The sequence below is a fragment of the Pseudomonas sp. BBP2017 genome (assembly GCF_003024385.1).
GTDB lineage: Bacteria > Pseudomonadota > Gammaproteobacteria > Pseudomonadales > Pseudomonadaceae > Aquipseudomonas.
The window spans coordinates 103,932-128,430 of the sequence record NZ_PVZN01000008.1 but is presented as its reverse complement, the minus strand read 5'-3'; the positions used below and the strand labels follow the sequence as shown (position 1 = coordinate 128,430).

The following is a 24,499-nucleotide window of genomic DNA, read 5'->3' as shown; positions in this document are numbered from 1 at the left end:
GTCAGTTCTGCGGCTGCGCGACAGCAGCGCTGGCTGCAGGCTTGGACTCAGTCAGCGGATTGACCGGCCAGGCTTGCAGATCCAGATCCAGGTCGCTGAACTTGCGTGCGTCAAACACTGGCTGCTTGATACCCGCTTTGCGTTGCTCATCGTAGTCGCGCATTACCCGCAGGCCGATCTTGAACAGCAGGGCCAGGGCGATCAGGTTGACGAAGGCCAGGCAGGTCATGGTGATGTCGGCAAAGGCGAACACGGTGGACAGGTTCTGCACCGAACCCCAGACGATCAGTGCCAGCACCAGCGCGCGGTAGCCCAGCAGCACCAGGCGGTTGCGGGTCAGGAACTGCAGGCTGGTTTCACCCAGGTAGTAGTTGTAGAGGATGCAGGTGAAGACGAACAGCGACAGCGCCACGCTGACGAACAGACGGCCCCAGTCACCGACTACCGCCGCCAGGGAGTTCTGGGTCAGGACAATGCCGTCACCTTCGAAACCCGGGGTGTAGAAACCGGACAACAGGATCAGCAGCGCGGTACAGGTGCAGATTACGAAGGTGTCGAGGAAGACGCTGAAGGCCTGGACCACACCTTGCGCGCCCGGGTGTTTCACCGCGGCTACGGCAGCAACGTTCGGTGCGCTGCCCAGGCCCGCTTCGTTGGCGAACACGCCACGTTTCACGCCCATGACAATGGCGCTGCCGAGCAGGCCAGCGAAAGCCGGATCGAGACCGAAGGCGCTCTTGAAGATGGTTTCCAGCATGGCCGGGACGTGCTCGATCTGGCTGCCGATTACGTACAGGGTCACGCCGATGTAGGCCAGGGTCTTGACCGGTACCAACAGGTCGGAAACTGCAGCGATACGCTTGATGCCGCCGATGAAGACGATAGCCAGCAGTACGGCCAGGGCGATACCGGAGTGCTCGGGCGCGAAGCCGAAGGCGTTCTGCAGCGAGTGGGTCACGGTGTAGGACTGCAGGCCGTTGAAGGCAAAACCGTAGGTCACCAGCAGCAGCAGGGAGAACACCACGGCCATGGTCTTGAGTTGCAGGCCGTGCTGGATGTAGTAGGCCGGACCGCCACGGTACAGGCCGTCGCCGTCGCTACGCTTGTAGACTTGGGCCAGGGTGCATTCGAAAAAGCTGCTGGACATACCCAGCAGGGCAGTGACCCACATCCAGAACACCGCACCTGGGCCACCCAGGGTTACCGCGATACCGACACCGGCAATGTTACCGGCGCCGACGCGGCCGGCGAGGCTCAGCATGAGGGCCTGGAACGAGCTCAGCTGGCCAGCCTGGCCACGCAGGGATTCCTTGAAAACGCCGAACATGTGACCGAAATGGCGGAACTGGACAAAACGCGAGCGGATGGTGAAATAGCCACCGAGTCCGACGATCAGCACGATGAGGAGTTTCCCCGAAAGGAAATCGTTGAGTGCTTCGAGCATGGAGTGACCTCGATTCTTATTTTTTGCATGAAAGACAACTGGACTGGCGTCGATGCGCCTTTTCCAGGGGCGCATGGTTGGTCAAGATAAATATGGTTACAATTTCGCGGGTTGCTCTGAGTTGATGCGACTTGATGCTATAATGGCGCCTATCGCATCACCTGGAACGACGCGCATGAGCGAAAATCTCGCTACCAACCTCAAACTCGCCTGCAGTCACTACCGCTCTATCTCAGAGGTTTGCCGGCAGCTGTCGATCAACCGCGCACAGTTCAACAAGTACCTGAGCGGGCAAAGCCAGCCGACGGCCTTCAACCTCAAGCGCATCGGCGATTTCTTCGGTGTTGAGGATTACGAGCTGGGTTTGCCACCGGAACAGTTCGCCCGATTGATCGGCGCGCGCAACCCGGCCAGTGTCAGCGCCCCGCAACAAGATCCGCTGAGCGAACTGCTGCGGCCATTGCGTGAGCAGAGCGGCAACCTGTCGCGTTACTGCGGTTACTACTTCGAATACTCCAACTGCATGTCGGTGCCGGGCTCGATCCTGCTGTCGCTAGTGCACCTGCGTGAGGAACGCGGCACCTTCCTGTTCGAGCGCCAGGAGCGTCAGGAGCGCTCCAGCAGTACCGATGTGCAGGCCGAAGACTGGGTACGCTGTCGTTACCTGGGGGCGGCGTTCCAGTTGCAGGATCGCCTGTTTCTCATCGACTACGAGTCGCTGACGGTGAACGAGATGAGCCAGACCATCCTGATCCCCAGCTTCAAGAGCCGCATCACCCGCTTGAATGGCCTGAAAACCGGGGTATCCAGCGGTGACCGGCGCACACCGGCCTGCACCCGGGTGGTCTGGGAGTACCTGGGAACCGAGATCAACCGCATCAGCGCCTACCGCCAGGTGAAGCTATATCGCCCGGACGATCCGCGTATCGATGACGATGTGCGCGAGCGCCTGAACGTCGGGCCGATCAGCGACGGGCTGTTCGAGCTCGAATGATCAACTGCCGTCGAAGATGAACTCCGCTACCGTCTGCGCCACCTGATCCGCCACCAGCGGCGCTGCCCGCAAGTGTGCCGCGATGCCGTGATCGCAGTTTGAGAGCAGCAGATACTGCAGATGCGGAGGCGGCACAGATTTGAGCAGCGAGCGGGTGACTTCTTCCGGGATCGGGCTGTAGCGCTGGGCACCTGCCAGCCACAAGGTGCCGGCTGATGTACCGGCACCCTGGCCATGAGTCTGGGAGTTGAGCCCGTCGAATTCACCCATCACCAGCAATACCCGGCCGTGGAACCGGCGCAGGAACTCGAAACTGTCGCAGTCCAGAAAGCCATAGGGTTTGCTGATTGCCGCTGTGAAGGCGGGACCGAAGGGGGCGTCATGGGCGCTGTCGGGGTAGACAGCGGGGCAGATCAAGATCAACTTATCCACAGCCGGTTGCTGTGCCGCCAGCTTCAAAGCGATGGAAGCCCCCAGGCTATGACCGATCACGGTCTGGCAACGCGCTGCGATATGCTGGTGAAAGCGCAGCGCTTCTTCACGGTTGGTGCGCAATGAAGGCTCAAACGCCCCCGGCTCGCTGGCAAGACTGTGCCCGGACAGGTTGGCGCTCAGCGAGCCGATGCCTAATGCCTGTAGCCGGTAGAGCAGGGGATTGAGGCGAGTGAAGTCCGAGCGTGCGCCACCGACAACGAACAGCGGCGCTGCACGCTCTTGGTCGGGGATCAGTAGCCGGGCCTGTTGTTGATAGCTGTCGAAGGTTTCGGTGATGAACCGCTCAGCACCAGGGCTGGGCTCATCGTATTGCCAGGTTGAACGTTGTGCTGAAGCCGCTTCAAGTTCCATGGACGTCGCCTTGAGAAGCCGAGGATGCTCGTGTCGGGCGCATTATAGGCCGTTTGCCGATTTGCGTAGATAAGGCGTCAGCTAGGCCAGCGTTGGACTTCCCCTGCCGGAAAACGCAAAATGTGCTCTTTCCTCAATCAATCTGATCGGATCTGCTGACTCTATGCGAATGCGCCTGATGCTGTTGGGTGGTGGAAATGCCCTTGGGCAAGCGCTGATTCGTCTCGGGGCCGAGGAAGATATCGGCTTTTTGGCACCGCGTCCGCCAGAGCAAGGCTGGGACCCGGCCAGCCTGACCCAGTTGCTGGACGACACCCGCCCCGACGCGTTGGTGAATCTGGCCTACTACTTTGACTGGTTCCAGGCCGAGTCTGTCAGCGAAAAGCGCCTGGCCCAGCAGGAGCGCTCGGTGGAGCGCCTGGCTGAGCTGTGCCAACACCACAACATCATTCTGGTCCAGCCTTCGAGTTACCGGGTGTTCGATGGCTCGCGCGCCACCGCCTACAGCGAGAAGGATGAGCCGGTGCCGCTGGGCGTGCGTGGTCAGGCACTGTGGCGGATTGAGCAAAGCGTACGGGCGACCTGTCCGCAGCATGTGTTGCTGCGCTTTGGCTGGTTGCTCGACGAGAGCATCGATGGCGTGCTCGGGCGCTTTCTGACCCGGGCCGAACAGCCGCAGGAGTTGCTCCTGGCCGATGATCGCCGGGGCAATCCAACCCCGGTGGACGATGCTGCACGGGTGATTCTCTCGGTGCTCAAACAGCTCGATTGCGCAGCACCGCTGTGGGGGACGTACCACTACGCCGGTAACGAAGCCACCACGCCGCTGGCGCTCGGTCAGGCTATCCTCACCGAAGCGGCGCAGTTGCACCCACTGGCTGTCACCGCACCGACCGCGCAGGCCCATGCCGCACGTCCGGATGCCAGCGAAGAACCGCAACATGCAGTGCTGGCCTGCAAGAAAATCTTGCACACATTCGGTATCAAACCCCGTGCCTGGCGCTCGGGTTTGCCACCTCTACTGGATCGATTCTATCGTCATGGCTGATGCCCCAATTCTGATCACCGGTGGCGCCGGCTTCATCGGTTCTCACCTGAGCGATGCGCTGCTGGCAAAAGGCTACGCGGTACGGATCCTCGATGATCTGTCCACCGGCAAGCTCGGCAACCTGAAAATGGACAACCCCAGGCTTGAGCTGATCGAAGGCGATGTGGCCGACGGCGAGCTGGTCAAGCGAGCAGCAGCGGGGTGCCAGGCTGTTGTGCACCTGGCCGCTGTGGCCTCGGTGCAGGCCTCGGTGGACGACCCGGTGAAAACTCACCAGAGCAACTTCATCGGCACCTTGAATGTTTGCGAGGCCATGCGCGTCAATGGCATCAAGCGTGTGTTGTATGCTTCCAGTGCGGCTGTTTATGGCAACAATGGCGAAGGCCTGGCGATCGAGGAAGATGCTCCCAAGGCGCCTCTCACGCCCTATGCTGTGGACAAGCTGGCCAGTGAGCAATACCTGGATTTCTATCGTCGCCAGCATGGCCTGGAGCCGGTGGTGTTCCGTTTCTTCAACATTTTCGGACCACGCCAGGATCCTTCCTCGCCTTATTCGGGAGTGATCAGCATTTTCTGCGAGCGTGCCTTGAAGGGGCAGCCGATCACTCTGTTCGGCGACGGCGAGCAGACCCGAGACTTTCTCTATGTTGGCGATCTGGTTCAGGTGATGGTCCAGGCTTTGGAGCAGGAACAGGTCGAGGAGGGCGCGGTGAACATCGGCTTGAATCAGGCCACGTCACTGAACCAGTTGCTGGTCGCGTTGAAATCGGTGGTCGGTGACTTACCGGCAATCAGCCATGGCCCGGCGCGTTCCGGTGATATCCGTCATTCGCGGGCGAACAATCAGCGTTTGCTGGCGCGCTTTGACTTCCCTGCGCCGACGCCGATGGCCGAGGGGTTGGCGCGGCTGTTGGGGCGCTGAGGGCTGAAAGCATCGCGGGGCAAGCCCGCTCCCACAGGAATGAGATACCTGTAGGAGCGGGCTTGCCCCGCGATGTGCGTTAAACGCTAACTCAGAACTTGTAACCCACAGCCACCATGTAGACCCATGGATCGACATCGACGTCGACCTTGGTCTTGCCAACGCCCAAGGCGCTCGGGCCGTCCATGGTGGCCTTGGTGTCGATGTCGATGTACCAGATCGAGGCGTTGACCAGGAAGTGTTCGTCGATCATGTAGTCCATGCCCAGCTGTCCTGCCAGACCGACCGAATCCTTCAGCTTCAGGTCGCTGAAGCCTTGGGCCTTGCGGTTGCTGCTCAGGTCTTCGTCAAAGAACATGGTGTAGTTCAGACCAATACCGGCATACGGTTGAAACTTCGAGCTTGGCGCCATCGGGTAGTACTGCAGCGACAGGGTTGGCGGCAGTTGCTTGATGTCGGCCAGCTTGCCGTCCAGGCCCGGGCCCAGACCTTTGACACCGACGGTGTGCTGGAACGGTGTGGCGGCCAGCAATTCCAGGCCAACATGGTCGGTCAGCATGTAGGCAAAAGTCAGGCCCAGCTGGGTGTCGCTGTCCAGGGTCGCCTTGGTGCCGGACGCTTTGGAGCCGTCGAGCTTGATCTCACCGCTGTCTTCGTTGGGAGCAGTAGTAATCGCGCCAGCGCGCACGATGAAGTCGCCAGCTTTGTGGGCGTGGGCAACAGGGGCTGCGAGCGCCAGGGCAATGAGCGAGGCGCTGAGCAAGGACTTGTTCATGGAAGCTCCCAAAGGACGTTTAGAATTAAGTGCGTCCAATGGTAAAGAGCCACCAGTTTGGCGATTTGACCCAGCTCAATGAAAGCGTCAAAGCTGAACAGAGGCGATTCATTCTAGTTCATAGGCGTAGATTTTCTCTGCTTCCATCTGGTAGCCGGCGTCGGCCAGTTCGCTGCTGGTGTTTTTCACCTGCATCCGGCCTTCGATCCAATAGGGTTGGTAGAGGTCTTCGATCCTGACACCCATCTCACTGACGATATGCACAATCTGGTTCGACGGTGGCGGCGGTACATGGATGCAGGCGCCGTAGTAGGGCACCAGGAGAAACTCGGTGGTGCGACCTTCTTCACTGACTTCCAGCGGCACAATGTAGCCCGGCAACTTGACCTGCTGGCCATCCAGGGCCTTGACCACCGGGGCGTTCGGCGCTTGCTGGTGGGCAGCCGGGGCAGATTCGGCAGCCAGAGCATCGCTTAACTGCGAGAGATCATGCATCGGCGCCAACTGTGGGCGGATCACCGGTGCGTCTGGGGGAATCAGTTGTGGCCATTCCAGGGTGCGCGGCTCCTGCGCCCACAATGGCGTGGTCACCAACAGCAGTATCGACAGCAAAACGCGTGGCATCAGAATTCTCACAGGTGGATGGACAGGCCATCGGTCAAGGACTGCCGATAGGCGCGCCAGGCTGGCACGCTGCCCATCAGCAACGCAGCCCCCAGAATGATCGCCAACAGGCTCCATTCGTGGGGGCTCGGCCAGGCCAGCGGCAGGAACAGCCCGTAGTTGGCTTGAACATAACCTTGGGCCAGGGCAATGCCCAAGTACAACAAGCCAAGACCGGCGACGATGCCGGTTACCGCCAAGGCCAATGCTTCGAGTATCAGCAGCCCGGCAATGTGCCACGGGCGGGCACCGACCGAGCGCAGGATGGCCATCTCCCGACGGCGTTCGTTGAGGCTGGTGAGGATCGCCGTGAGCATGCCGATCAGCCCGGTCAGTACGACGAACAGAGAGACCACGAACAACGCCTGCTCGGCAGTGCCCATCAGGCTCCAGAGTTCTTGTAGAGCGACGCCTGGCAGGATCGCCAGTAGCGGTTCATTGCTATACTCGTTGATCTCGCGCTGCAGGCTGAAGGTGGCGATCTTGTTATTCAGGCCCAGCATGAAGGCGGTGATGGCCGTGGGCGCAAGGTCCATGTCGCGCGCCTGCTCGGCGCTGACCCGCCCGGCACCACGAGCCGGGACGCCGTTGTGCCAGTCGATGTGCATCGCTTGCATACCGCCCAGGCTGATGTGCAAGGTGCGATCCACCGGAGTGCCGGTACGCTGCAGCACGCCGACCACCGTGAAGGGTTTGTCGTCATGCTTGACCAGGCTGATGGCGGCCACGCCGTGGGCCAGCACCAGCTTGTCACCGAGCTTGTAATGCAGGGCCTGGGCAACTTCGGCCCCCAGCACCACTTCGAACGGATCGGTGGCGAACGCCCGGCCCTGGGCTAATTGCAGGTTTTGCTTACGGCCGTACTGATAATGCTCGAAGTAACTGCCGGTAGTACCCATGACCCGGTAGCCGCGATGGGAGTCACCGAGTGAAATCGGAATCGCCCATTTCACTCGCTTGTCACTGGCGTAATGCGCGTAACTGTCCCAGCGGATGTTGTTGGTGGCATTGCCGATGCGGAACACCGAATACAGCAGCAGGTTCACCGAACCGGAACGAGCGCCGACGATCAGGTCGGTACCGCTGATGGTGCTGGCAAAACTGGCGCGGGCTTCAGTGCGCACCCGCTCAACGGCCAGCAGCAAACACACCGACAAGGCGATGGCAAAGGCGGTCAGAAAGGCGGTGAAACGACGGTTGGCGAGGCTCGCCAGGGCTAGACGGAGCAGGTACATCAGGCCTCCTGAGCGTTGGCTGGCAGGGCCGCGCGGTTGAGCTCGGGCAGTGACAACTGGTGGTCGAACAACGTTGCCAGGCTCTGGTCATGGCTGACGAACAGCAGGCTGGAACCGGCGTCGCGGCATTCGGCGAACAACAGACGAATGAACGCTTCACGGGTGTCGGCGTCGAGGGCTGAGGTCGGTTCGTCGGCGATCACCAGTTCCGGCTGGCCAATCAGGGCGCGAGCGGCAGCGACCCGCTGTTGCTGACCAATCGACAGGCTGTCGGCGCGGCGGGCGAGCAAGGCCGGATCTTTCAGGCCGAGGTGGGCGAGCAGGCTGGCGGCTGCCTGATCGATACTGCCGTGGCGTTCGGCAGCGCGTTGCGCGCGGCTGCGCGAGAAGCGGCAGGGTAGTTCGACGTTTTCTCGTACCGAAAGGAACGGTAGCAGGTTGAACTGCTGGAAAATGTAGCCGGTGTGATCCACCCGGAAACGATCACGGGCTCCTTGTTTCAGCTCGCTCAAGTCCTGGCCGAGCAGGCGGATGCTGCCGCGGTCGGGCATCTGCACACCGCCGAGCAGGCCGAGCAGGGTGGTTTTGCCACTGCCGCTGGGGCCTTTGAGAAACAGCGATTCGCCGGCCTCAAGACGCAAGGCGGGGATATCCAGCAAAGGGGCTTGGCCCGGCCAGGCAAAGCCCAGGTCGGTCAGTTCAATCAGTGCCTGGCTCATAAATGAACGCCCAGGTTACCCTGGGCGTTTCGCTGCAAAGGGCTTTCAGAATGGGATTGAGGCGTTAGCCGCAGTGGCTTCGACACCCTGTTGGCCGTTAGGTCCGATCAGTTGTAGCTGAATTTTCTGCGTGGCGGGGAAGGCCTTGAACAGTGGGCTCAGATCCAGGCCAGTGAGCTGCTCGGGCTTGGCGCAATCAAATTTATAGTGAGCGTGAATTTCACTGTGATCATGCTTGTCAGCCTCTTGAGCTGCCGGGTTGTCGCCGAACAATGGGCTCTCAAGTTCCTGGGCACTTTCGCTGCAGTCGGCAGCCTTGGCCAGGGTGAACAGCGCCCGTGGCTTTTCCAGCTGGGCGCGCACGGTGGCGACCTTGGCTTTGTCGGCATCACTGCTGGCCTCGTGTTCGAAACCGACCAGGTTCATCGCCGGGCTTTGCAGTTCCAGTTCCAGCGCCTTGCCATCAAGCACCACGTTGAGACGGGCAGCACCGTGTTCATGGGCGGCGAGGCTGCCATGAGCGTGGTCATGATCGTGGTCGTGGTCCTCATGGGCGTGAGCAACGGCCAGGGGCAGCAAGGCGAACGGCAAGGCAAGGAACAGGCGACGCATGGGCAGAACTCCACGAGGGCACAGGGTTTGTTTGGTTATGTTATAACAACTTGTTCTGCCGGTGCCAGTGCGCTTGGCGAAGGATCGTCGGCGTGGGAGCATGGAGCCCGTCACTGAGTAGAGGAAGCGACCGTGCGTATTCGTGGACATATCGGCGACTGGCCGGTGGATTTGACCCTGGAACTGGATCCAGGGGAATGGGCGCATCTGGGGGGGCATTTAGCGACTGTAGTGCCGGTTGCGACGGCTGCTGCAGTGGCATCGGTGGCCAATGCCCGGCCGGATGACGCTCTCTGGCAGGCGGCGCGTGAGGTGCTGCGCAACGCTGGGCAGCTCAATGGGCCGGAGTTGCTTGAGCATCTGGAAGGGCTGGCGGGCAGTACCGCTGCGGGTAAGCGCCTGCTGGTGCGCTTGCGCCACAGTGCCGAGGTGAAGGTCGAAAGCGGGGCGGATGCGCCGGTTTATCATTGGCTTGGGTGAATGCTATCGCGGGGCAAGCCCGCTCCCACAGGGCGGTAAGTCCACCCCTGTGGGAGCGGGCTTGCCCCGCGAAAAGTTCTAATCAGTACAAAGCAGCAAACAGCTTGCGCCGGTAAGTCCCTACCAGCGGATGGTCGTTGCCCAGCAGATCGAACACCTGCAGCAAGGTCTTGTGTGGCAAACCGCCTTCATAACCGCGATTACGCATGAACAGCTTGAGCATGCCCTCCAGCGCTGCTTCGTACTGCTGGCGCGAGAGCTGCTGGATGCACAGCTGATAAGCCGCTTCATCGTCCTCGCTGTTCTGCGCCAGACGCGCCTTGAGGTCGGCGACTTCCGGCAGGCTCGCGGCCTGGCGCAGGAAGGTCAGCTGAGCCTTGGCGCCAGCCAGGGCGGCTTTGTGCTCATCGCTCTTGACCGCATCAAGCACAGTCTGGGCTTCAGCCAATTCACCGCGCTCAGCCAGGCAGCGGGCATACAGGATCAACGCCGCAGCATTGCTGTTGTCTTCAGTCAGCAGGGCCTTGAGGGTGGCTTCGGCTTCGCTGAAACGACCTTCGGCAAACAGCGTCTGGGCCAGTTCCAGCGGGTTTGCGGCCGCCGGCGGTGGCATTTTTACGTGGGGTTCAAGCAAGGCACGGATCGCCGATTCCGGCTGGGCACCGGCAAAGCCGTCTACCGGCTGGCCATCTTTGAATAGCACCACGGTAGGCAGGCTGCGAATGCCGAAGCGGGCGACGATGTCCTGTTCGATATCGCAGTTGACCTTGGCCAGCAACAGCTCGCCCTGGTAACTCTCGGTGATTTGCGCGAGCAACGGCATCATCGCCTTGCACGGCGCGCACCACTCGGCCCAGAAGTCCACCAGTACCGGTTTGTGGTGGGAGTTGGCGATTACCAGCTGATCGAAATCAGCAGCGCTGGTGTCGAAAACATAGGGTGTGTCTTGGCTCATCGCGACTCTCGAAAATCCGTGAATGGCATCACTATAAAGGCTGGCGGCTGGCGTGGTACAGGCTGACCCGGCGGAATTCGTGGGGCTCGGCCAGATCCGGGAGGGTCAGGGCCTCCAGCGCGCCCAGCGGCTGGTACAGCGGATGACTGAAGTCGCGCACACGCGAGTCAGCCACCAGGGCCTGCTGAGCGCGGCTGAGAAACGCGTCGAGCAATGGCAGGTTGGCCCGGTCGTAGAGCACGTCGGCCACCAGAATCAGGTCGAAGCGGTCGGCTTCCCGGAAAAAGTCCTCGGAGTAGCCCAGTTCCACGCCATTGAGCGCGGCATTGGCCTGGCAGGCTTGCAGGGCCAATGGATCAAGGTCACAAGCCACTACTTCAAGGGCACCCGCGCGGGCGGCAGCGATCCCGGCGATCCCGGAGCCAGCGCCAAAGTCCAGCACGCGCTTGCCTTCTACCCAGTGGCGGTGCTGATCCAGGTAACGAGCCATGGCCAGGCCGCTGGCCCAGCAGAAACTCCAGTACGGCGGCTCGTGGAGGATGCGCCGGGTTTCTTCCGGGCTGAATTCGCGGTCCATGTTCTGGGCATCGATCAGCCACAGCTTGAGTGCGCACTCGGGCAGGTCGCTGATCACCAGTCGGGCATCGCCGAGCAGCTCGCCCAAGGCTTGTTGCAAAGGCGCAGGTGCCATCATGGTGCTTTTTCGAAACGCAACGGGCCGGTGGCCTGGGTTTGCGCCTGGAAAATCCGTACAGGCGGCAGGTGCAGGATCAGCTGCCCGGATTTGCTCGCGCGACCACGCAACTCGACCCGCGCGCTGGCAGGGAAGGCTTCGGGGTTGAAGCGCAGTTGGTACGGCAAGTCCAGGCCGTTGCTGCTGAGGGTGCTGCTGGCCAGCAGATTTTTCGGACGGCCGCGCTCATCGATGACCAACAGGGCCAGTTCGACTTCGGCTCCGGCCGGAATGTTGAGCAAGGTCCCGCTCAATTCACGCTGATAGGCCGGCAACGGTCCGAGGGTTTTCGCCGTTTTACTCGCTATCGGTGCTTTTGGCGCCGGCGCAGGCTGCGGTTGATCGCTGCTGCAGGCGGCCAGCAAGGCGGCAAAACTGAGCACAACGAGCGTTCGAAATGGCATGGGGAATTCCTTCGCGGCATATTTCCTCAGTGGATGGTAACCCCTTTGGCTTGTCTTGCCAGTGGGATGCGCTACCATGGCCCTCCCTTTTTTTGTTGCCTGCCACCATGCACTGTCCCTTCTGCGGTGCCAACGACACCAAGGTCATCGACTCGCGACTGGTTGCCGAGGGCGAGCAAGTGCGCCGCCGGCGCGAATGCGTTGCCTGCGGTGAGCGTTTCACCACCTTCGAAACCGCCGAGCTGGTTTTGCCGCGCCTGATCAAACAGGACGGCAGTCGCCAACCCTTCGACGAAGAAAAACTGCGCGCTGGCATGCAGCGCGCCCTGGAAAAACGCCCGGTCAGCGTCGAGCGGCTGGAAGCGGCGCTGGCACACATCAAGCACAAGCTGCGGGCGACCGGCGAACGTGAGGTCAAATCGCTGGTGGTCGGTGAGCTGGTGATGAACGAGCTGCAGAAGCTCGATGAAGTCGCCTATATCCGTTTCGCTTCGGTCTACCGGCGTTTCCAGGACCTCAACGAGTTTCGCGAAGAAATTGACCGCCTGGCCCGTGAGCCGGCTAAAGAGTGAGCATGTCCAACGAACGCGCGGTACTTGACGCCCACTACATGGCCCGGGCCCTGGAACTGGCCCGCAAGGGTCTGTATTCGACCCATCCGAATCCGCGCGTCGGCTGTGTGATTGTTCGCGACGGCCAGGTTGTCGGCGAAGGCTGGCATGTGCGTGCCGGTGAGCCGCATGCCGAAGTGCACGCGCTGCGTCAGGCCGGCGAGCTGGCTCGTGGCGCCTGCGCCTACGTCACCCTTGAACCGTGCAGCCACCACGGGCGCACGCCGCCGTGTGCCGAGGCGCTGGTCAAGGCTGGCGTGGCGCGGGTGGTCGCCGCCATGCAGGACCCCAATCCGCAAGTCGCAGGTCAAGGCCTCAAGCGTTTGGCCGAAGTCGGCATCGAAGTCACCAGCGGCGTGCTCGAAGCCGAGGCGCGCGCGCTCAACCCGGGCTTCCTCAAGCGCATGGAAGCCGGCCTGCCATTGGTACGGGCCAAGCTGGCGATGAGCCTGGACGGCCGCACGGCCATGGCCAATGGTGAAAGCCAGTGGATCACCGGGCCGGCCGCACGTTCTGCGGTACAGCGCCTGCGTGCGCGTTCCAGCGTGGTGCTGACCAGCGCCGAGAGCGTCCTGGCCGACAAGGCACGGATGACGGTGCGCGCTGACGAGCTGGGCCTCGATCCGCAAACCACAGCCCTGGCCCTGGCGCGCCCACCTTTGCGGGTGTTGGTCGATGGCCGCTTGCGCCTGCCGCTGGATGCGCCGTTCTTCCAGGCCGGCCCGGCGCTGGTGGTCACTGCCGCCAGCGACGACCCGCGTTATGCCGAAGCTGGTCATGAGTTGCTGAGACTGCCGGGCGAGGGCGGCCGGGTCGACCTGTCTGCGCTGATGCGCGAACTGGCGCAGCGTGGTGCCAGCGAAGTGCTGCTTGAGGCCGGTGCCGGCCTGGTCGGCGCCTTTGCCCAGCTTGGCCTGATCGATGAGTACCAGATCTTTGTTGCCGGCAAGTTCCTGGGTTCCAGCGCCCGTCCGTTGCTGGACTGGCCGCTGAATCACATGAATGAGGCGGTGCAACTGAAAATCACTGAAATGCGCGCGGTAGGCGATGACTGGCGAGTCACTGCCATCCCTGTGCCGGCACCCGGCGTATAATTCCAGGCTAGCCACGCGCAGCCTTGTTCTCGAGGAGGACTCATGTTCACTGGCATCATCGAATCCATCGGCAGTATCCGCTCGCTGACGCCCAAAGGTGGCGATGTGCGGGTTTATGTCGAAACCGGCAAGCTCGACCTGGGCGACGTCAAACTGGGCGACAGCATCGCCGTCAATGGTGTGTGCCTGACCGCGGTCGAGCTGCCTGGCGATGGCTTCTGGGCTGACGTCAGCCGTGAAACGCTGGACTGCACCGCCTTTGACGACCTCAAGAGCGGCAGCCGGGTCAACCTGGAAAAGGCCCTGACGCCGACCACCCGCCTCGGCGGTCACCTGGTCAGCGGTCACGTCGACGGTGTCGGCGAAGTGGTGTCGCGCAGCGATAACGCCCGTGCCATCCAGTTCCGCATTCGTGCACCCAAGGAGCTGGCCAAGTACATTGCCCACAAGGGCTCGATCACCGTCGATGGCACCAGCCTGACGGTGAACGTCGTCGATGGCGCCGAGTTCGAGTTGACCATCGTCCCGCATACCCTGGCCGAAACCATCATGGCCGACTACCGTCCCGGTCGTCGGGTCAACCTTGAGGTCGACCTGCTGGCCCGTTACCTGGAGCGTCTGCTGCTGGGTGACAAAGCCGCCGAGCCGAGCGCCGGCAGCGGCATTACCGAAAGTTTCCTGGCCGCCAACGGCTACCTGAAATCCTGATCTGAAAGGGGGTGCCGCGTGGCGCTCAACAGCATCGAAGAACTGGTTGAAGACATCCGCCAGGGCAAAATGGTCATCCTCATGGATGACGAAGACCGCGAGAACGAAGGCGACCTGATCATGGCCGCCGAGTGCTGCAAGGCCGAACACATCAACTTCATGGCCAAGCACGCCCGTGGCCTGATCTGCATGCCGATGTCGCGCGAGCGCTGCGAAACGCTCAAGCTGCCACTGATGGCACCGCGCAACGGTTCGGGTTTCGGTACCAAGTTCACCGTATCGATCGAAGCCGCCGAAGGCGTGACCACCGGTATCTCCGCCGCTGACCGCGCGCGCACCGTGCAAGCGGCTGCGGCCCGTGATGCCAAGGCTGAAGATATCGTCAGCCCCGGCCACATCTTCCCGTTGATGGCGCAGCCTGGTGGCACTCTGGCCCGTGCCGGCCATACCGAAGCTGCCTGCGACCTAGCGCGCATGGCCGGGTTCGAGCCGAGCGGGGTGATCTGCGAAGTGATGAACGACGACGGCACCATGTCGCGTCGCCCGGAACTGGAAGTATTTGCCGCCGAGCATGGCATCAAGATCGGCACCATCGCCGACCTGATCCACTACCGGATGATCCACGAACGTACCATTCAGCGGATTTCCGAGCAGCCGCTGGACAGCGAACTGGGCAGTTTCAACCTGGTGACCTACCGCGATTCGGTTGAAGGTGACGTGCACATGGCCCTGACCCTGGGCAACATCTGTGCTGAAGAACCGACCCTGGTGCGCGTGCACAACATGGACCCGCTGCGCGACCTGCTGATGGTCAAGCAACCGGGGCGCTGGAGCCTGCGCGCCGCCATGAGCGCGGTTGCCGAGGCCGGCAGCGGTGTCGTGCTGCTGCTTGGGCACCCGCTGGAAGGCGACGTGCTGCTGGCGCACATCCGCGAAAGCGCCGACGCCGCGCCGGCGAAAACCCCGACCACTTACAGCACCGTCGGTGCCGGTTCGCAGATCCTGCGCGACCTGGGCGTACGCAAAATGCGCCTGATGAGTTCGCCAATGAAGTTCAATGCGATATCCGGATTCGATCTGGAAGTTGTAGAATACGTGCCCTCCGAATAAAGCAGGCGGTTTGTCGCGCTGCCATTCGTGTCCCAAACCCTCACAGGCCGCCCTTTGCGGCCTGGCTCTTTAAGATGAGAACTGTGCAATGACCCTGAAGACCATCGAAGGTACCTTCATTGCCCCCAAAGGTCGCTATGCTTTGGTGGTTGGCCGCTTTAACAGCTTTGTCGTTGAAAGCCTGGTTAGCGGTGCTGTTGATACCCTGGTTCGCCATGGTGTGAGCGAGAGCGACATCACCATCATCCGTGCCCCGGGTGCCTTTGAAATCCCGCTGGTAGCACAGAAAGTCGCCCAGCAAAGCGAATACGCCGCGATCATCGCCCTGGGCGCGGTGATCCGTGGTGGTACCCCGCACTTCGAATACGTAGCGGGCGAGTGCACCAAGGGCCTGGCCCAGGTGTCCATGGAGTTCGGCGTACCGGTCGCCTTCGGTGTCCTGACGGTCGATTCTATCGAACAGGCCATTGAGCGTTCCGGCACCAAAGCCGGCAACAAGGGTGCCGAAGCTGCCCTGTCCGCTCTGGAAATGGTCAGCCTGCTGGCGCAGTTGGAGGCCAAGTGATTAGCGACGAAAGCGATCGTTTCAACCCGCGCGATCCAAAACCTGCGGATGCTGGCAAACCATCGAAGAGCGCCAAGCGTCGCGAAGCCCGTCAGCTCGCGACTCAGGCCCTGTATCAATGGCACATGGCCCGGCAGTCGCTGAACGAGATCGAAGCGCAGTTCCGGGTCGATAACGATTTCACCGATGTCGACGGTGCCTATTTCCGCGAAATCCTGCACGGGGTTCCTGCGAAGAAAGTCGAGATCGACGAAGCACTGAAGCCGTGCCTGGACCTGGCCCTTGAAGAGCTCGATCCGGTTGAGCTGGCGGTGCTGCGCCTGTCCACCTGGGAGTTCATGATGCGCGCTGACGTGCCGTACCGCGTCGTCATCAATGAAGGTGTCGAGCTGGCCAAAGTGTTTGGCGCCACCGACGGCCACAAGTTCGTCAACGGCGTGCTCGACAAGCTGGCTCCACGGCTGCGTGAAGCCGAAGTAAAGGCGTTCAAGCGCTGATTGCGGCGCTGATTGCCAATGGGTGAGTTCGAGCTGATTCGTCATTACTTCGCCGCTGCGCCCTGCGCGCAAGGCGGCGAAGCGGTTGCGCTGGGCATTGGCGACGATTGTGCCTTGCTCAGCCTGGCGCCTGGCGAACAGCTGGCGATCTCCACCGACACGCTGGTGGCCGGGGTGCATTTCCCGGCTGTCTGCGATCCTTTTCTGCTCGGTCAGCGTTCGCTGGCCGTCGCTGCCAGTGATCTGGCTGCCATGGGTGCCACACCCATCGGCTTTACCCTTGCCCTGACCCTGCCAGAAGTGTGCGCCGACTGGCTGCAGGCTTATGCCCGTGGGCTGAACCAGATGGCTCAGACTTGCCGACTCAGCCTGATTGGTGGCGATACCAGTCGCGGGCCCTTGAGCCTGACCATGACCGTGTTCGGCCGTGTGCCGGCCGGCCAGGCGCTGACCCGCAGTGGCGCCCGCGCCGGCGACCTGCTGTGTGTCGGCGGCGAGCTGGGCAATGCCGCCGGCGCCTTGCCCTTGGTGCTCGGCCAGCGCCAGGCCGAACCTGCCGTGGCCGAACCGTTGCTCGCGCATTACTGGTCGCCGCAGCCGCAGCTTGCCCTGGGGCAGGCGCTGCGCGGCAAGGCGACAGCGGCGCTGGATATCTCCGATGGCCTGTTGGCCGACTGCGGGCATATCGCCAAGGCCTCGCAGGTATCGCTGCAGGTTGAGCTGGATCGGCTACCGCTGTCTGCTGCGCTGCGAGCATTCTTTGGTAATCAAGGCGCCCAGCAAGCCGCGCTGGCCGGCGGCGACGACTATGTACTGGCCTTCACCTTGCCTGAAGCCGAACTGGCGCCACTGCTGGCCGCGGGTTGGCCGATCCATGTGGTGGGGCGTGCAGACACTGGCGCTGGCGTCAGCCTGGTGGACGGCCAGGGGCAGGACATCACCCCGACAATCCGGGGCTATCAACATTTTAGGGAGCAACCGTGACCGATCACCCCAATCAGGTGCCTGCGGAGAACGTTCCGCCGTCGGTCTGGCGCAATCCGTGGCACTTTCTCGCATTCGGCTTTGGCTCCGGGACCTTGCCCAAAGCGCCAGGGACCTGGGGCTCGCTGGTCGCTTTGCCGTTTATCCCGTTATGGCAGATGTTGCCTGATTGGGGCTATTGGCTAATGCTCGGCCTGACCATGCTGTTCGGCTTCTGGTTGTGTGGCAAGGTTGCCGATGACTTGCGTGTTCATGACCATGAAGGCATTGTCTGGGACGAGATGGTCGGCATGTGGATCACCCTGTGGTTGGTCCCTGAAGGCTGGCAATGGCTGTTGGCGGGCTTTCTGATGTTCCGCTTTTTTGACATCCTCAAACCCTGGCCGATTCGCTGGGTTGACCGCCATGTGCATGGCGGTGTCGGTATCATGCTTGACGATGTGCTGGCGGGCGTCTTCGCTTGGCTGGGTATGCAGGTGCTGGTATGGAGTGTCACATAAGGGAGTCGTAGGATGCATGGATGGCGAGTGGTCCTGATGATATTGGCGCTGGTCGCCAACGGTGTTCACGCCAGCGAGACCATCGAGGTGCCCAAGCAGGTTCGACTGGCCAGTGAGCGTTGGGAGGATTACACCAACGCCGACGGCACGGGCATCGCCTGGGACATTCTGCGCAAGGTATTCGAGCCGGCCGGGGTCAGGGTGGTGATATCCAGCGTGCCGTACAGCCGTGCCATTGGCTTGGTCAAGCGCGGTGAGGCCGATGCCTGGGTCGGCTCCTATCACGAAGAAAACACCGACAATCTCTACCCGCGGTGGAATTTCGATACCGACCATATCTATGCCCTGAGCCTTGCCAGCAAGCCTGTGCCGACCCCGCAGAACCTGGCGCAGTTCAAGCTTTCCTGGGTGCGCGGCTACGACTATCAGGACTACCTGCCCAATGTCGGTGAATACCGTGAGGTGCAACGGCGGGAAGGGATCTTGCCGATGCTTGAGCGCGGACGTGTGGATTTCTACATCGATGCGCAGACTGAAGTCGAATACGTTCTGGACCAGGCGGCAGAAGGTGAGCGCCACAGGTTTCGCAGCACGCACATTGCCGAACTGCCGCTGTACCTGGCCTTTGGCAAGACCGAAAAAGGCCGGGCACTCAAGGAGCTGTTTGACCGGCGAATGGAAAAGCTGGTCGCCACCGGCGAGTTGCGCGAGATTTTCAGCCACTGGTCCCAGCCCTATCCGTTCGATGAGAAAGGGCACCTGAAGTAGGAAAAATCGTATCTATCGATGGGTTTGAGCAAAGATTCGACCTGAGCAGCCCGTCCACATACTGATACAATCGGCTCACTTTATTCTTCAAGCTTTCAGATCAGGAGCACAAAGTGCCCGTCGTCTTTGTTGCCGCTTCCAAGCTGCCTACCCCGTTTGCGACTTTCACCATGCATGGTTTTCTCGACGAAGCCACTGGCCGCGAGCACGTCGTGCTCAGCCTGGGTGATATTGCCGATGGGCAACCGGTGCTCGGGCGCCTGCATTCCGAATGCCTGACTGGCGATGCTTTGTTCAGCCAGCGTTGCGACTGCGGTTCGCAGCTTGAGGCTGCCCTGCAGGCCATCGCTCGCGAAGGCCGTGGGGTATTGTTGTACCTGCGTCAGGAAGGCCGTGGCATTGGTCTGTTGAACAAAATCCGCGCTTACGAGCTGCAGGATGGTGGTGCCGACACCGTCGAGGCCAACGAACGCCTGGGCTTTGCCGCCGACCAGCGTGACTACGGCATGTGCCAGCCGATGCTTGAGCACCTGGGGGTCAAGTCGCTGCGACTGATGACCAACAACCCGCGCAAGGTCAAGGCGCTGACCGGCATGGGCATCCCGGTAGCCGAGCGAGTGCCGCTGCACACCGGTCACAATCCGCACAACAAGCATTACCTGGCCACCAAGGCTGGCAAGCTCGGCCACATGATGGGCAACGAACACCAGGGCGAGGCCGGTCGGGCGTGACCCGCGCCCAGGTTCGCCGTCGCCTCGAGCTTGCCTGGTGGCAGTACCTGGCGGTGGCGTTGGCGCCGTTGCTGGTGTTGGCCTGGGCCTTTGCTGATCTGCGGGCATTGATTCCGATCCTGGCCATGCCGATGTTTATCGCCGGTGTGGCCTCGATGTTCCTCAGTCTGTCGCGCTTTGGTGCCTACAAGCGGGCGCTGATCGCTACCCAGAAAGCCCTCGACAGTGACGCCGAGTCTGCTGCCTGGATCGAACTGGCGCGAGTCCGGCGCCTGGGCATGCTGTTCGCCTGCCTGCCAGCATGGATATCGGCGTTGTCGGTGTTCGTCGGCCTGGAAGCGGTGCCGCAGATCCTTCTGGCGATCTCCAGCCTGGTCCTGTTCTACCTCTACCGTATCCCGCGTCAGCTCGGCTGATGCGCGGCATTCTGCTACTGGTGTTGCTGGTATTGGCTGCGCCACTGGCGGCTGCTTCGCGAGTGGTCAGCCTGGCCCCCTCGCTCTCGGAAATCATTGTCGAACTGCACGCCACTGATCTGCTGGTGGGCATGCTCGACGGTGGTGAGCGTCCTGCCGCCGTGGCCCAGGTGCCTTCGGTCGGGCGTTATGGCCAGATCGACATGGAGCGGCTGCTCAGTCTCAAGCCTGATCTGTTGCTGCTCTGGCCGGGCAGCGTCCCGGCGGCCCAGCGTGATCAGCTCAAGCGTCTGGGTATCGCTACCTACACCGCCGAACCTCACGGCATCGATGAGTTGATCGAACAGATTGAGGCCATCGGCGTGCAACTGGGGCGCGCCGAGCAAGGGCGAACGCGTGCGTTGCAGCTGCGTGAGCAATTGCAGAAGCTCCGTGCGCAGTATCATCGTGAACAGCCGCTAAGGGTGTTCTACCAGGTGTGGGACAAACCTTTGTACACCGTCGGTGGCGGCCAGATCGTCAGCGATGCCCTGGCGGTGTGCGGCGCGAGCAATGTGTTCGCCGAGCTCAAGGTGCCTGCACCGCAGGTGAACCTGGAGTCGGTGCTGTTGCGTGATCCCCAGGTGATCCTCGCCAGCGACCAGGCCCAGCTTGACGCCTGGAAGGCCTGGCCGCAGGTCGATGCCGTGCGCAATGGGCGGTTGCTGCTGGTGCCGGATAAAGGTCTGGAACGGCCCAGCGGGCAGATGATCGAGGCGACAGCGCGGTTGTGTCAGGTGCTCGACGCTAAAGCGCCGGTGTCCAGGTGATGCCAAGCAGCCAGGTGCGGCCTTCTTCGCGGTAGTCAGCGAACCCGCCAGCGTAGCTGTACTGAGCGCGGCTATAGGCCTTGTTCAGCAGGTTTTCGGCCTTTAACTCAAGACGAATTTCGCGGCTGAGCGTCCAGCTACTGCGCAAACCGAACAAACCATAGCCGCTGAGCCTCCTATGATTTTCCGGATCGGCGTAACTGCTACTGACCGCTTGCCAGCTGGCGCCCAGGCCCAGGCGATCAAACTGCCGGTCCAGGTCCAGGCTCAAGGTGCGGCGGGCACGGCGCTCAAGGGTGTGGCCGGAGTCACGGTCGCGGGGGTCGATCAGCGACAGGCCGAGTGTGCTTTGCCAGCCAAACCAGTGCTGGTGCAGGCTGGCCTCGAAGCCATTGATCCTTGCCGAACCTACGTTGTGTGGAATGTAGTTGGTGCCGTAGACAATCGCGTTGCGAAGGTCTGTACGGTACAGCGAAGTCTCCAGGCGAGTGCTCTCACTTAGTTGGCTGCGCCACTGCAGCTCATAGCTTTTCGAGCGCTCAGGCTTGAGCTCGGGATTGCTGAAGTCCGGGTAGTAGAGGTCGTTGAAGGTCGGAGCGCGCAAGCCCTCACTGTAGGACAGCAGCAGGTCGTTGCTTGTGCTGACCGGCAAGGTGAGGCTGGCGCTCCAGCTGTTCTGGCTGCCGAACTGCTGGTTCTGGTCACGGCGCACGCCGACTTCGGTGGAGAAGGTTTCGCCCTTGTAGCGATGTTGTACGAAGGCGGCGCGGTTCCAGCGGCTGTCTTCGTTAAGCGGGCTGCTTGTGTGCAAGCGATCCTGGTACCAGTCGCCACCCAGCAACAGGTTGCTGCGCTCATTGAGGCTGAGGTCGTTCTGCCAGTTGATCGCGTCGCGGTAGGTGTTGAACTCGCTACCGCCAGGCTGCAATGAGTCGCGCTTTGTGTCGCGGTTCTCGCTGTGGCTCAGTTCCAGGCGCGAATGCCAGGCTTCGCTGAGCTGTGCGTCGGCATAGGTGCCAAGGCTGCTGACGTTGAAATCGGTATAGGGCTGGCTGCCATCGCCAAACAGGTTGTCGTATTCGCTGCGGCCCCAGCTATCGAGCAGTTTCAGGCCCAGTTCCAGAGAATCGCTGGCGACATGGCTGAGGTTCAGGCTCAGGCTCTTGTTGCGATAGGTGTCGTGATCGGCGTTGGCCGGGAAGGACTCGCGGGTCGCATTGATGCCGGCGCTTTCTTCCAGGCCGGCAGCGAGGTTGAAACGGGTCTGATCACTACCGCCCGACAGACCGACATCGCGTTGCCAGGTCTGGTTGCTGCCGGCGCCCAGATGCAGGCGTGGTTGCAGGCCGGGTTTGCTGGCGCGGCGGGTGAAGATCTGAATCACCCCACCAATCGCATCGCTGCCATAGATGGCCGAACGCGAACCACGAAGCACCTCGACACGCTCGATCTGATCGATGTTCAGGAACTGCAGGCCACTATCGCCGGAGGAGGTGTTGGCGATGCGCACACCGTCGACCAGCACCAGGCTCTGGGCCGACTTGGTGCCGCGAATGTAGATGCCGGGCAGGCTGCCGCGACCGCCAGTGCGCGAAACCTGTACGCCCGGCACGCGAGTCAGCAGGTCGGTGACGCTGGACGGCTGCAGGCGATCGATGTCATCGCGGGTAAACACCGTGTTGGCGGCACTCGATTGGGTGCGGTCCTCGACCTGGCGGTTGGCGCTGATCAGGGTGTCGGGCAGCTTCAGGGCGTTGTCGCGGTCGATGGGCTCGGCCAGCAGGGGGGTAGGCAGGCAGAGCAGGAGCGGGGTAAGGCGATAGAGCTTCATGGCAGATCCATTGCTATCGCGGGGCAAGCCCGCTCCCACAGCACCGGTGGGAGCGGGCTTGCCCCGCGATGAGGCCCTAGAGGCCGAGCAGTTGTAGACGCTGACGCACCGAAGCCTCGATCCCGGCTGCATCCAGCCCGCACTCGGCGAGCATCTGCGCAGGCTTGGCGTGCTCGACATAGACATCCGGCAAGCCCAGGTGCAGTACCGGCTTGAGCAGCGCTTCGCGGGCGAGGAACTCGCTGACCGCAGCGCCCGCCCCCCCCATGATGGCGTTTTCTTCGATGGTCACCAGCAGTTCATGGCTAGCCGCCATTTCGCGCACCAGTGCTTCATCCAGTGGTTTGACGAAACGCATATCGACGACGCTTGCGTCGAGGCTTTCGGCAACCTTCAAGGCTTCCGTCAGCTGCACGCCGAACACCAGCAGAGCGACTTTGCTGCCCTGGCGACGAACCACGCCTTTGCCGATGTCCAGGGGTTCGAGGTTGTTCTCGATCGTCGCATTCGGGCCGCTGCCACGCGGGTAGCGCACCGCCGCCGGGCCGTTGTACAGGTGCCCGGTGCTGAGCATCTTGCGCAGCTCGTTCTCGTCGCTCGGGGTCATCACCAGCATGCCGGGGATGCAACGCAGGAACGACAGGTCGAAGCTCCCGGCATGAGTCGGGCCGTCTTCGCCGACCAGGCCGGCGCGATCGATGGCAAACAGCACGTCGAGGTTCTGTACGGCGACGTCATGGATCAGCTGATCGTAGGCGCGCTGCAGGAACGTCGAGTAGATCGCCACCACCGGCTTGGCGCCCTCGCAGGCCATGCCGGCCGCCAGGGTCACGGCATGCTGTTCGGCAATCGCCACGTCGAAGTAGCGCTGTGGATAGCGTTCGCTGAACGCCACCAGGTCAGAGCCTTCCTTCATCGCCGGGGTGATGCCGACCAGGCGTTCGTCAGCCGCGGCCATGTCGCACAGCCACTGACCGAATACTGCCGAGTACTTCGGACCGCCAGCCTTTTTCGGCGCGGCCGCCGGTGCATCGACGGGCTCGAGCTTGGTGATGGCGTGGTAACCGATCGGGTCGGCTTCAGCCGGGGCGAAGCCTTTGCCCTTTTTCGTCACTACGTGCAGGAACTGCGGGCCTTTGAGGTCGCGCATGTTACGCAGGGTGGTGATCAGGGTCGGCAGGTCGTGACCGTCGATCGGGCCGATGTAGTTCCAGCCCAGCTCTTCGAACAGCGTGCCAGGCACCAGCATGCCCTTGGCGTACTCTTCGGTGCGGCGGGCGATTTCCCAGGCGCCAGGCAGGCGCGAGAGGACCTTCTTGCTGCCCTCGCGCATGCTCGAATAGGTGCGGCTGGAGAGGATCTTGGCCAGGTAGTTGGACAAACCGCCGACATTGCGCGAGATCGACATGTCGTTGTCGTTGAGGATCACCAGCATGTCGGCATCGACTTCCTGGGCGTGGTTCAGCGCCTCGAACGCCATGCCGGCCGTCAGCGCGCCGTCGCCGATCACGGCGATGGATTTGCGCGGATTGTTCTGCAGGCGGGCGGCTATGGCCATGCCCAAGGCCGCACTGATCGAGGTGCTGGAGTGACCGACGCCAAAGGTGTCGTACTCGCTCTCGGCGCGGCGCGGGAAGGCGGCCAGGCCGTCCTTCTGGCGCAGGGTGTGCATGCGCTGGCGGCGGCCGGTAAGAATTTTGTGCGGATAGGCCTGATGACCGACGTCCCACACCAGCCGGTCGTCCGGGGTGTCGAAAACGTAGTGCAGGGCAATCGTCAGCTCGATGACGCCCAGGCCGGCACCGAAATGCCCGCCGGTCTGACCAACGGTATAGAGCAGTTCCTGGCGCAGTTCGTCAGCCAGGTTCTCCAGGTCGGCTTCAGCCAGCCGGCGCAGGCCGGCAGGCGTATCGGCACGGTCGAGCAGCGGCGTGACCGGGCGTTCGCGGGGGATCTCTTGAAACGTCGTGGGCATCAGGCGAATCGTTATAGATATGAAGTGGCGGCAGTTTACCTTATTGCGGTATTGGCTGCCCATTTGAGCT

The 24,499-nt window shown here is 62.1% G+C and carries 28 protein-coding genes; 16 read left to right on the top strand and 12 right to left on the bottom strand.

All coding sequences use genetic code 11. The annotated features are described in order from the left end of the window. Position 1 precedes the first annotated feature (1 nt). On the bottom strand, positions 2 to 1,444 hold the full coding sequence (locus tag C6382_RS12535) for a sodium:alanine symporter family protein (RefSeq protein ID WP_107024789.1): 1,443 nt from the start codon (positions 1,442 to 1,444) through the stop codon (positions 2 to 4). Positions 1,445 to 1,619: 175 nt separating this feature from the next. On the opposite strand from C6382_RS12535, the gene C6382_RS12530 reads away from it, so the two are divergent. Next, positions 1,620 to 2,438, top strand: a complete 819-nt coding sequence (locus C6382_RS12530; RefSeq protein ID WP_107024788.1) for a helix-turn-helix transcriptional regulator — start codon at positions 1,620 to 1,622, stop codon at positions 2,436 to 2,438. Here the strand turns inward: C6382_RS12530 and C6382_RS12525 are convergent, their stop codons facing one another. Beyond that, positions 2,439 to 3,284: an alpha/beta hydrolase gene (locus C6382_RS12525; protein WP_107024787.1), complete on the bottom strand. Its 846-nt coding sequence runs from the start codon at positions 3,282 to 3,284 to the stop codon at positions 2,439 to 2,441. Between the two features lie 163 nt (positions 3,285 to 3,447). Here C6382_RS12525 and C6382_RS12520 point away from each other — a divergent pair, with 163 nt between their 5' ends. Together C6382_RS12520 and C6382_RS12515 are read left to right on the top strand one after the other, a co-directional pair. Continuing rightward, a complete protein-coding gene (locus C6382_RS12520; protein WP_107024786.1) occupies positions 3,448 to 4,332 on the top strand; it encodes a sugar nucleotide-binding protein in 885 nt (294 codons plus the stop codon). Continuing rightward, positions 4,325 to 5,254, top strand: coding sequence for an NAD-dependent epimerase/dehydratase family protein (locus C6382_RS12515; RefSeq protein ID WP_107024785.1), 930 nt, complete (start codon positions 4,325 to 4,327; stop codon positions 5,252 to 5,254). The genes C6382_RS12520 and C6382_RS12515 overlap by 8 nt, the downstream gene beginning before the upstream one ends. Positions 5,255 to 5,345: 91 nt before the next feature. Here the strand turns inward: C6382_RS12515 and C6382_RS12510 are convergent, their stop codons facing one another. The 5 genes from C6382_RS12510 to C6382_RS12490 form a co-directional block, all read right to left on the bottom strand. After that, entirely contained in the window at positions 5,346 to 6,029 is a 684-nt protein-coding gene (locus tag C6382_RS12510) for an OmpW family protein (RefSeq protein ID WP_107024784.1), read from the bottom strand. A 108-nt stretch (positions 6,030 to 6,137) separates the two neighbouring features. After that, positions 6,138 to 6,653, bottom strand: a complete 516-nt coding sequence (locus C6382_RS12505; protein WP_107024783.1) for a DUF3299 domain-containing protein — start codon at positions 6,651 to 6,653, stop codon at positions 6,138 to 6,140. An 8-nt stretch (positions 6,654 to 6,661) separates the two neighbouring features. Continuing rightward, positions 6,662 to 7,927: an ABC transporter permease gene (locus tag C6382_RS12500; protein ID WP_107024782.1), complete on the bottom strand. Its 1,266-nt coding sequence runs from the start codon at positions 7,925 to 7,927 to the stop codon at positions 6,662 to 6,664. Continuing rightward, on the bottom strand, positions 7,927 to 8,646 hold the full coding sequence (locus tag C6382_RS12495) for an ABC transporter ATP-binding protein (protein ID WP_107024781.1): 720 nt from the start codon (positions 8,644 to 8,646) through the stop codon (positions 7,927 to 7,929). Before C6382_RS12495 ends, C6382_RS12500 begins: the two co-directional genes overlap by 1 nt. Before the next feature lie 45 nt (positions 8,647 to 8,691). After that, positions 8,692 to 9,258 (bottom strand): DUF2796 domain-containing protein, encoded by a 567-nt coding sequence (locus C6382_RS12490; RefSeq protein ID WP_107024780.1) that lies wholly within the window; start codon positions 9,256 to 9,258, stop codon positions 8,692 to 8,694. A gap of 132 nt (positions 9,259 to 9,390) precedes the next feature. On the opposite strand from C6382_RS12490, the gene C6382_RS12485 reads away from it, so the two are divergent. Next, on the top strand, positions 9,391 to 9,738 hold the full coding sequence (locus C6382_RS12485; protein ID WP_107024779.1) for a hypothetical protein: 348 nt from the start codon (positions 9,391 to 9,393) through the stop codon (positions 9,736 to 9,738). 82 nt (positions 9,739 to 9,820) lie between these two features. Here C6382_RS12485 and trxA read toward each other — a convergent pair whose 3' ends face one another. From trxA to C6382_RS12470, 3 genes are read right to left on the bottom strand one after another with little or no spacing between them, the layout of a single operon-like run. Then, complete coding sequence (gene trxA, locus C6382_RS12480; RefSeq protein ID WP_107024778.1) at positions 9,821 to 10,693, bottom strand: thioredoxin; 873 nt, start codon at positions 10,691 to 10,693, stop codon at positions 9,821 to 9,823. 31 nt (positions 10,694 to 10,724) lie between these two features. After that, on the bottom strand, positions 10,725 to 11,384 hold the full coding sequence (locus tag C6382_RS12475) for a methyltransferase (RefSeq protein ID WP_107024777.1): 660 nt from the start codon (positions 11,382 to 11,384) through the stop codon (positions 10,725 to 10,727). Further along, positions 11,384 to 11,830, bottom strand: coding sequence for a YbaY family lipoprotein (locus C6382_RS12470; RefSeq protein ID WP_107024776.1), 447 nt, complete (start codon positions 11,828 to 11,830; stop codon positions 11,384 to 11,386). The genes C6382_RS12475 and C6382_RS12470 overlap by 1 nt, the downstream gene beginning before the upstream one ends. A gap of 107 nt (positions 11,831 to 11,937) precedes the next feature. Between C6382_RS12470 and nrdR the strand changes: the two genes are divergently transcribed. From nrdR to C6382_RS12410, 12 genes are all read left to right on the top strand, one after another. Beyond that, positions 11,938 to 12,402: a transcriptional regulator NrdR gene (nrdR, locus tag C6382_RS12465; protein WP_038606259.1), complete on the top strand. Its 465-nt coding sequence runs from the start codon at positions 11,938 to 11,940 to the stop codon at positions 12,400 to 12,402. 2 nt (positions 12,403 to 12,404) lie between these two features. Next, positions 12,405 to 13,535, top strand: coding sequence for a bifunctional diaminohydroxyphosphoribosylaminopyrimidine deaminase/5-amino-6-(5-phosphoribosylamino)uracil reductase RibD (ribD, locus tag C6382_RS12460; protein ID WP_107024775.1), 1,131 nt, complete (start codon positions 12,405 to 12,407; stop codon positions 13,533 to 13,535). A 42-nt stretch (positions 13,536 to 13,577) separates the two neighbouring features. Next, a complete protein-coding gene (locus C6382_RS12455; RefSeq protein WP_107024774.1) occupies positions 13,578 to 14,243 on the top strand; it encodes a riboflavin synthase in 666 nt (221 codons plus the stop codon). 18 nt (positions 14,244 to 14,261) lie between these two features. Beyond that, positions 14,262 to 15,353, top strand: a complete 1,092-nt coding sequence (gene ribBA / locus C6382_RS12450; RefSeq protein WP_038606268.1) for a bifunctional 3,4-dihydroxy-2-butanone-4-phosphate synthase/GTP cyclohydrolase II — start codon at positions 14,262 to 14,264, stop codon at positions 15,351 to 15,353. 88 nt (positions 15,354 to 15,441) lie between these two features. Beyond that, positions 15,442 to 15,918, top strand: a complete 477-nt coding sequence (ribE, locus tag C6382_RS12445; protein ID WP_107024773.1) for a 6,7-dimethyl-8-ribityllumazine synthase — start codon at positions 15,442 to 15,444, stop codon at positions 15,916 to 15,918. After that, complete coding sequence (nusB, locus tag C6382_RS12440; protein ID WP_038606270.1) at positions 15,915 to 16,415, top strand: transcription antitermination factor NusB; 501 nt, start codon at positions 15,915 to 15,917, stop codon at positions 16,413 to 16,415. The genes ribE and nusB overlap by 4 nt, the downstream gene beginning before the upstream one ends. Before the next feature lie 18 nt (positions 16,416 to 16,433). Further along, positions 16,434 to 17,399 carry a thiamine-phosphate kinase gene (gene thiL, locus C6382_RS12435; RefSeq protein ID WP_107024772.1) on the top strand — a complete coding sequence of 322 codons (966 nt, stop codon included), beginning with the start codon at positions 16,434 to 16,436 and terminating at the stop codon, positions 17,397 to 17,399. Further along, positions 17,396 to 17,899: a phosphatidylglycerophosphatase A gene (locus C6382_RS12430; protein ID WP_038606274.1), complete on the top strand. Its 504-nt coding sequence runs from the start codon at positions 17,396 to 17,398 to the stop codon at positions 17,897 to 17,899. Before thiL ends, C6382_RS12430 begins: the two co-directional genes overlap by 4 nt. Before the next feature lie 12 nt (positions 17,900 to 17,911). After that, positions 17,912 to 18,667, top strand: coding sequence for an ABC transporter substrate-binding protein (locus C6382_RS12425; protein ID WP_107024771.1), 756 nt, complete (start codon positions 17,912 to 17,914; stop codon positions 18,665 to 18,667). Between the two features lie 113 nt (positions 18,668 to 18,780). Beyond that, positions 18,781 to 19,398, top strand: a complete 618-nt coding sequence (gene ribA / locus C6382_RS12420; protein WP_107024770.1) for a GTP cyclohydrolase II — start codon at positions 18,781 to 18,783, stop codon at positions 19,396 to 19,398. Further along, entirely contained in the window at positions 19,395 to 19,814 is a 420-nt protein-coding gene (locus C6382_RS12415) for an MFS transporter (RefSeq protein WP_107024769.1), read from the top strand. The genes ribA and C6382_RS12415 overlap by 4 nt, the downstream gene beginning before the upstream one ends. Next, a complete protein-coding gene (locus C6382_RS12410; RefSeq protein ID WP_107024768.1) occupies positions 19,814 to 20,623 on the top strand; it encodes a cobalamin-binding protein in 810 nt (269 codons plus the stop codon). The genes C6382_RS12415 and C6382_RS12410 overlap by 1 nt, the downstream gene beginning before the upstream one ends. Here the strand turns inward: C6382_RS12410 and C6382_RS12405 are convergent. Next, complete coding sequence (locus C6382_RS12405) at positions 20,601 to 22,454, bottom strand: TonB-dependent receptor domain-containing protein (protein WP_107024767.1); 1,854 nt, start codon at positions 22,452 to 22,454, stop codon at positions 20,601 to 20,603. The genes C6382_RS12410 and C6382_RS12405 overlap by 23 nt on opposite strands. Positions 22,455 to 22,530: 76 nt before the next feature. Further along, positions 22,531 to 24,429, bottom strand: coding sequence for a 1-deoxy-D-xylulose-5-phosphate synthase (gene dxs / locus C6382_RS12400; RefSeq protein ID WP_107024766.1), 1,899 nt, complete (start codon positions 24,427 to 24,429; stop codon positions 22,531 to 22,533). Between the last annotated feature and the right edge of the window lie 70 nt (positions 24,430 to 24,499).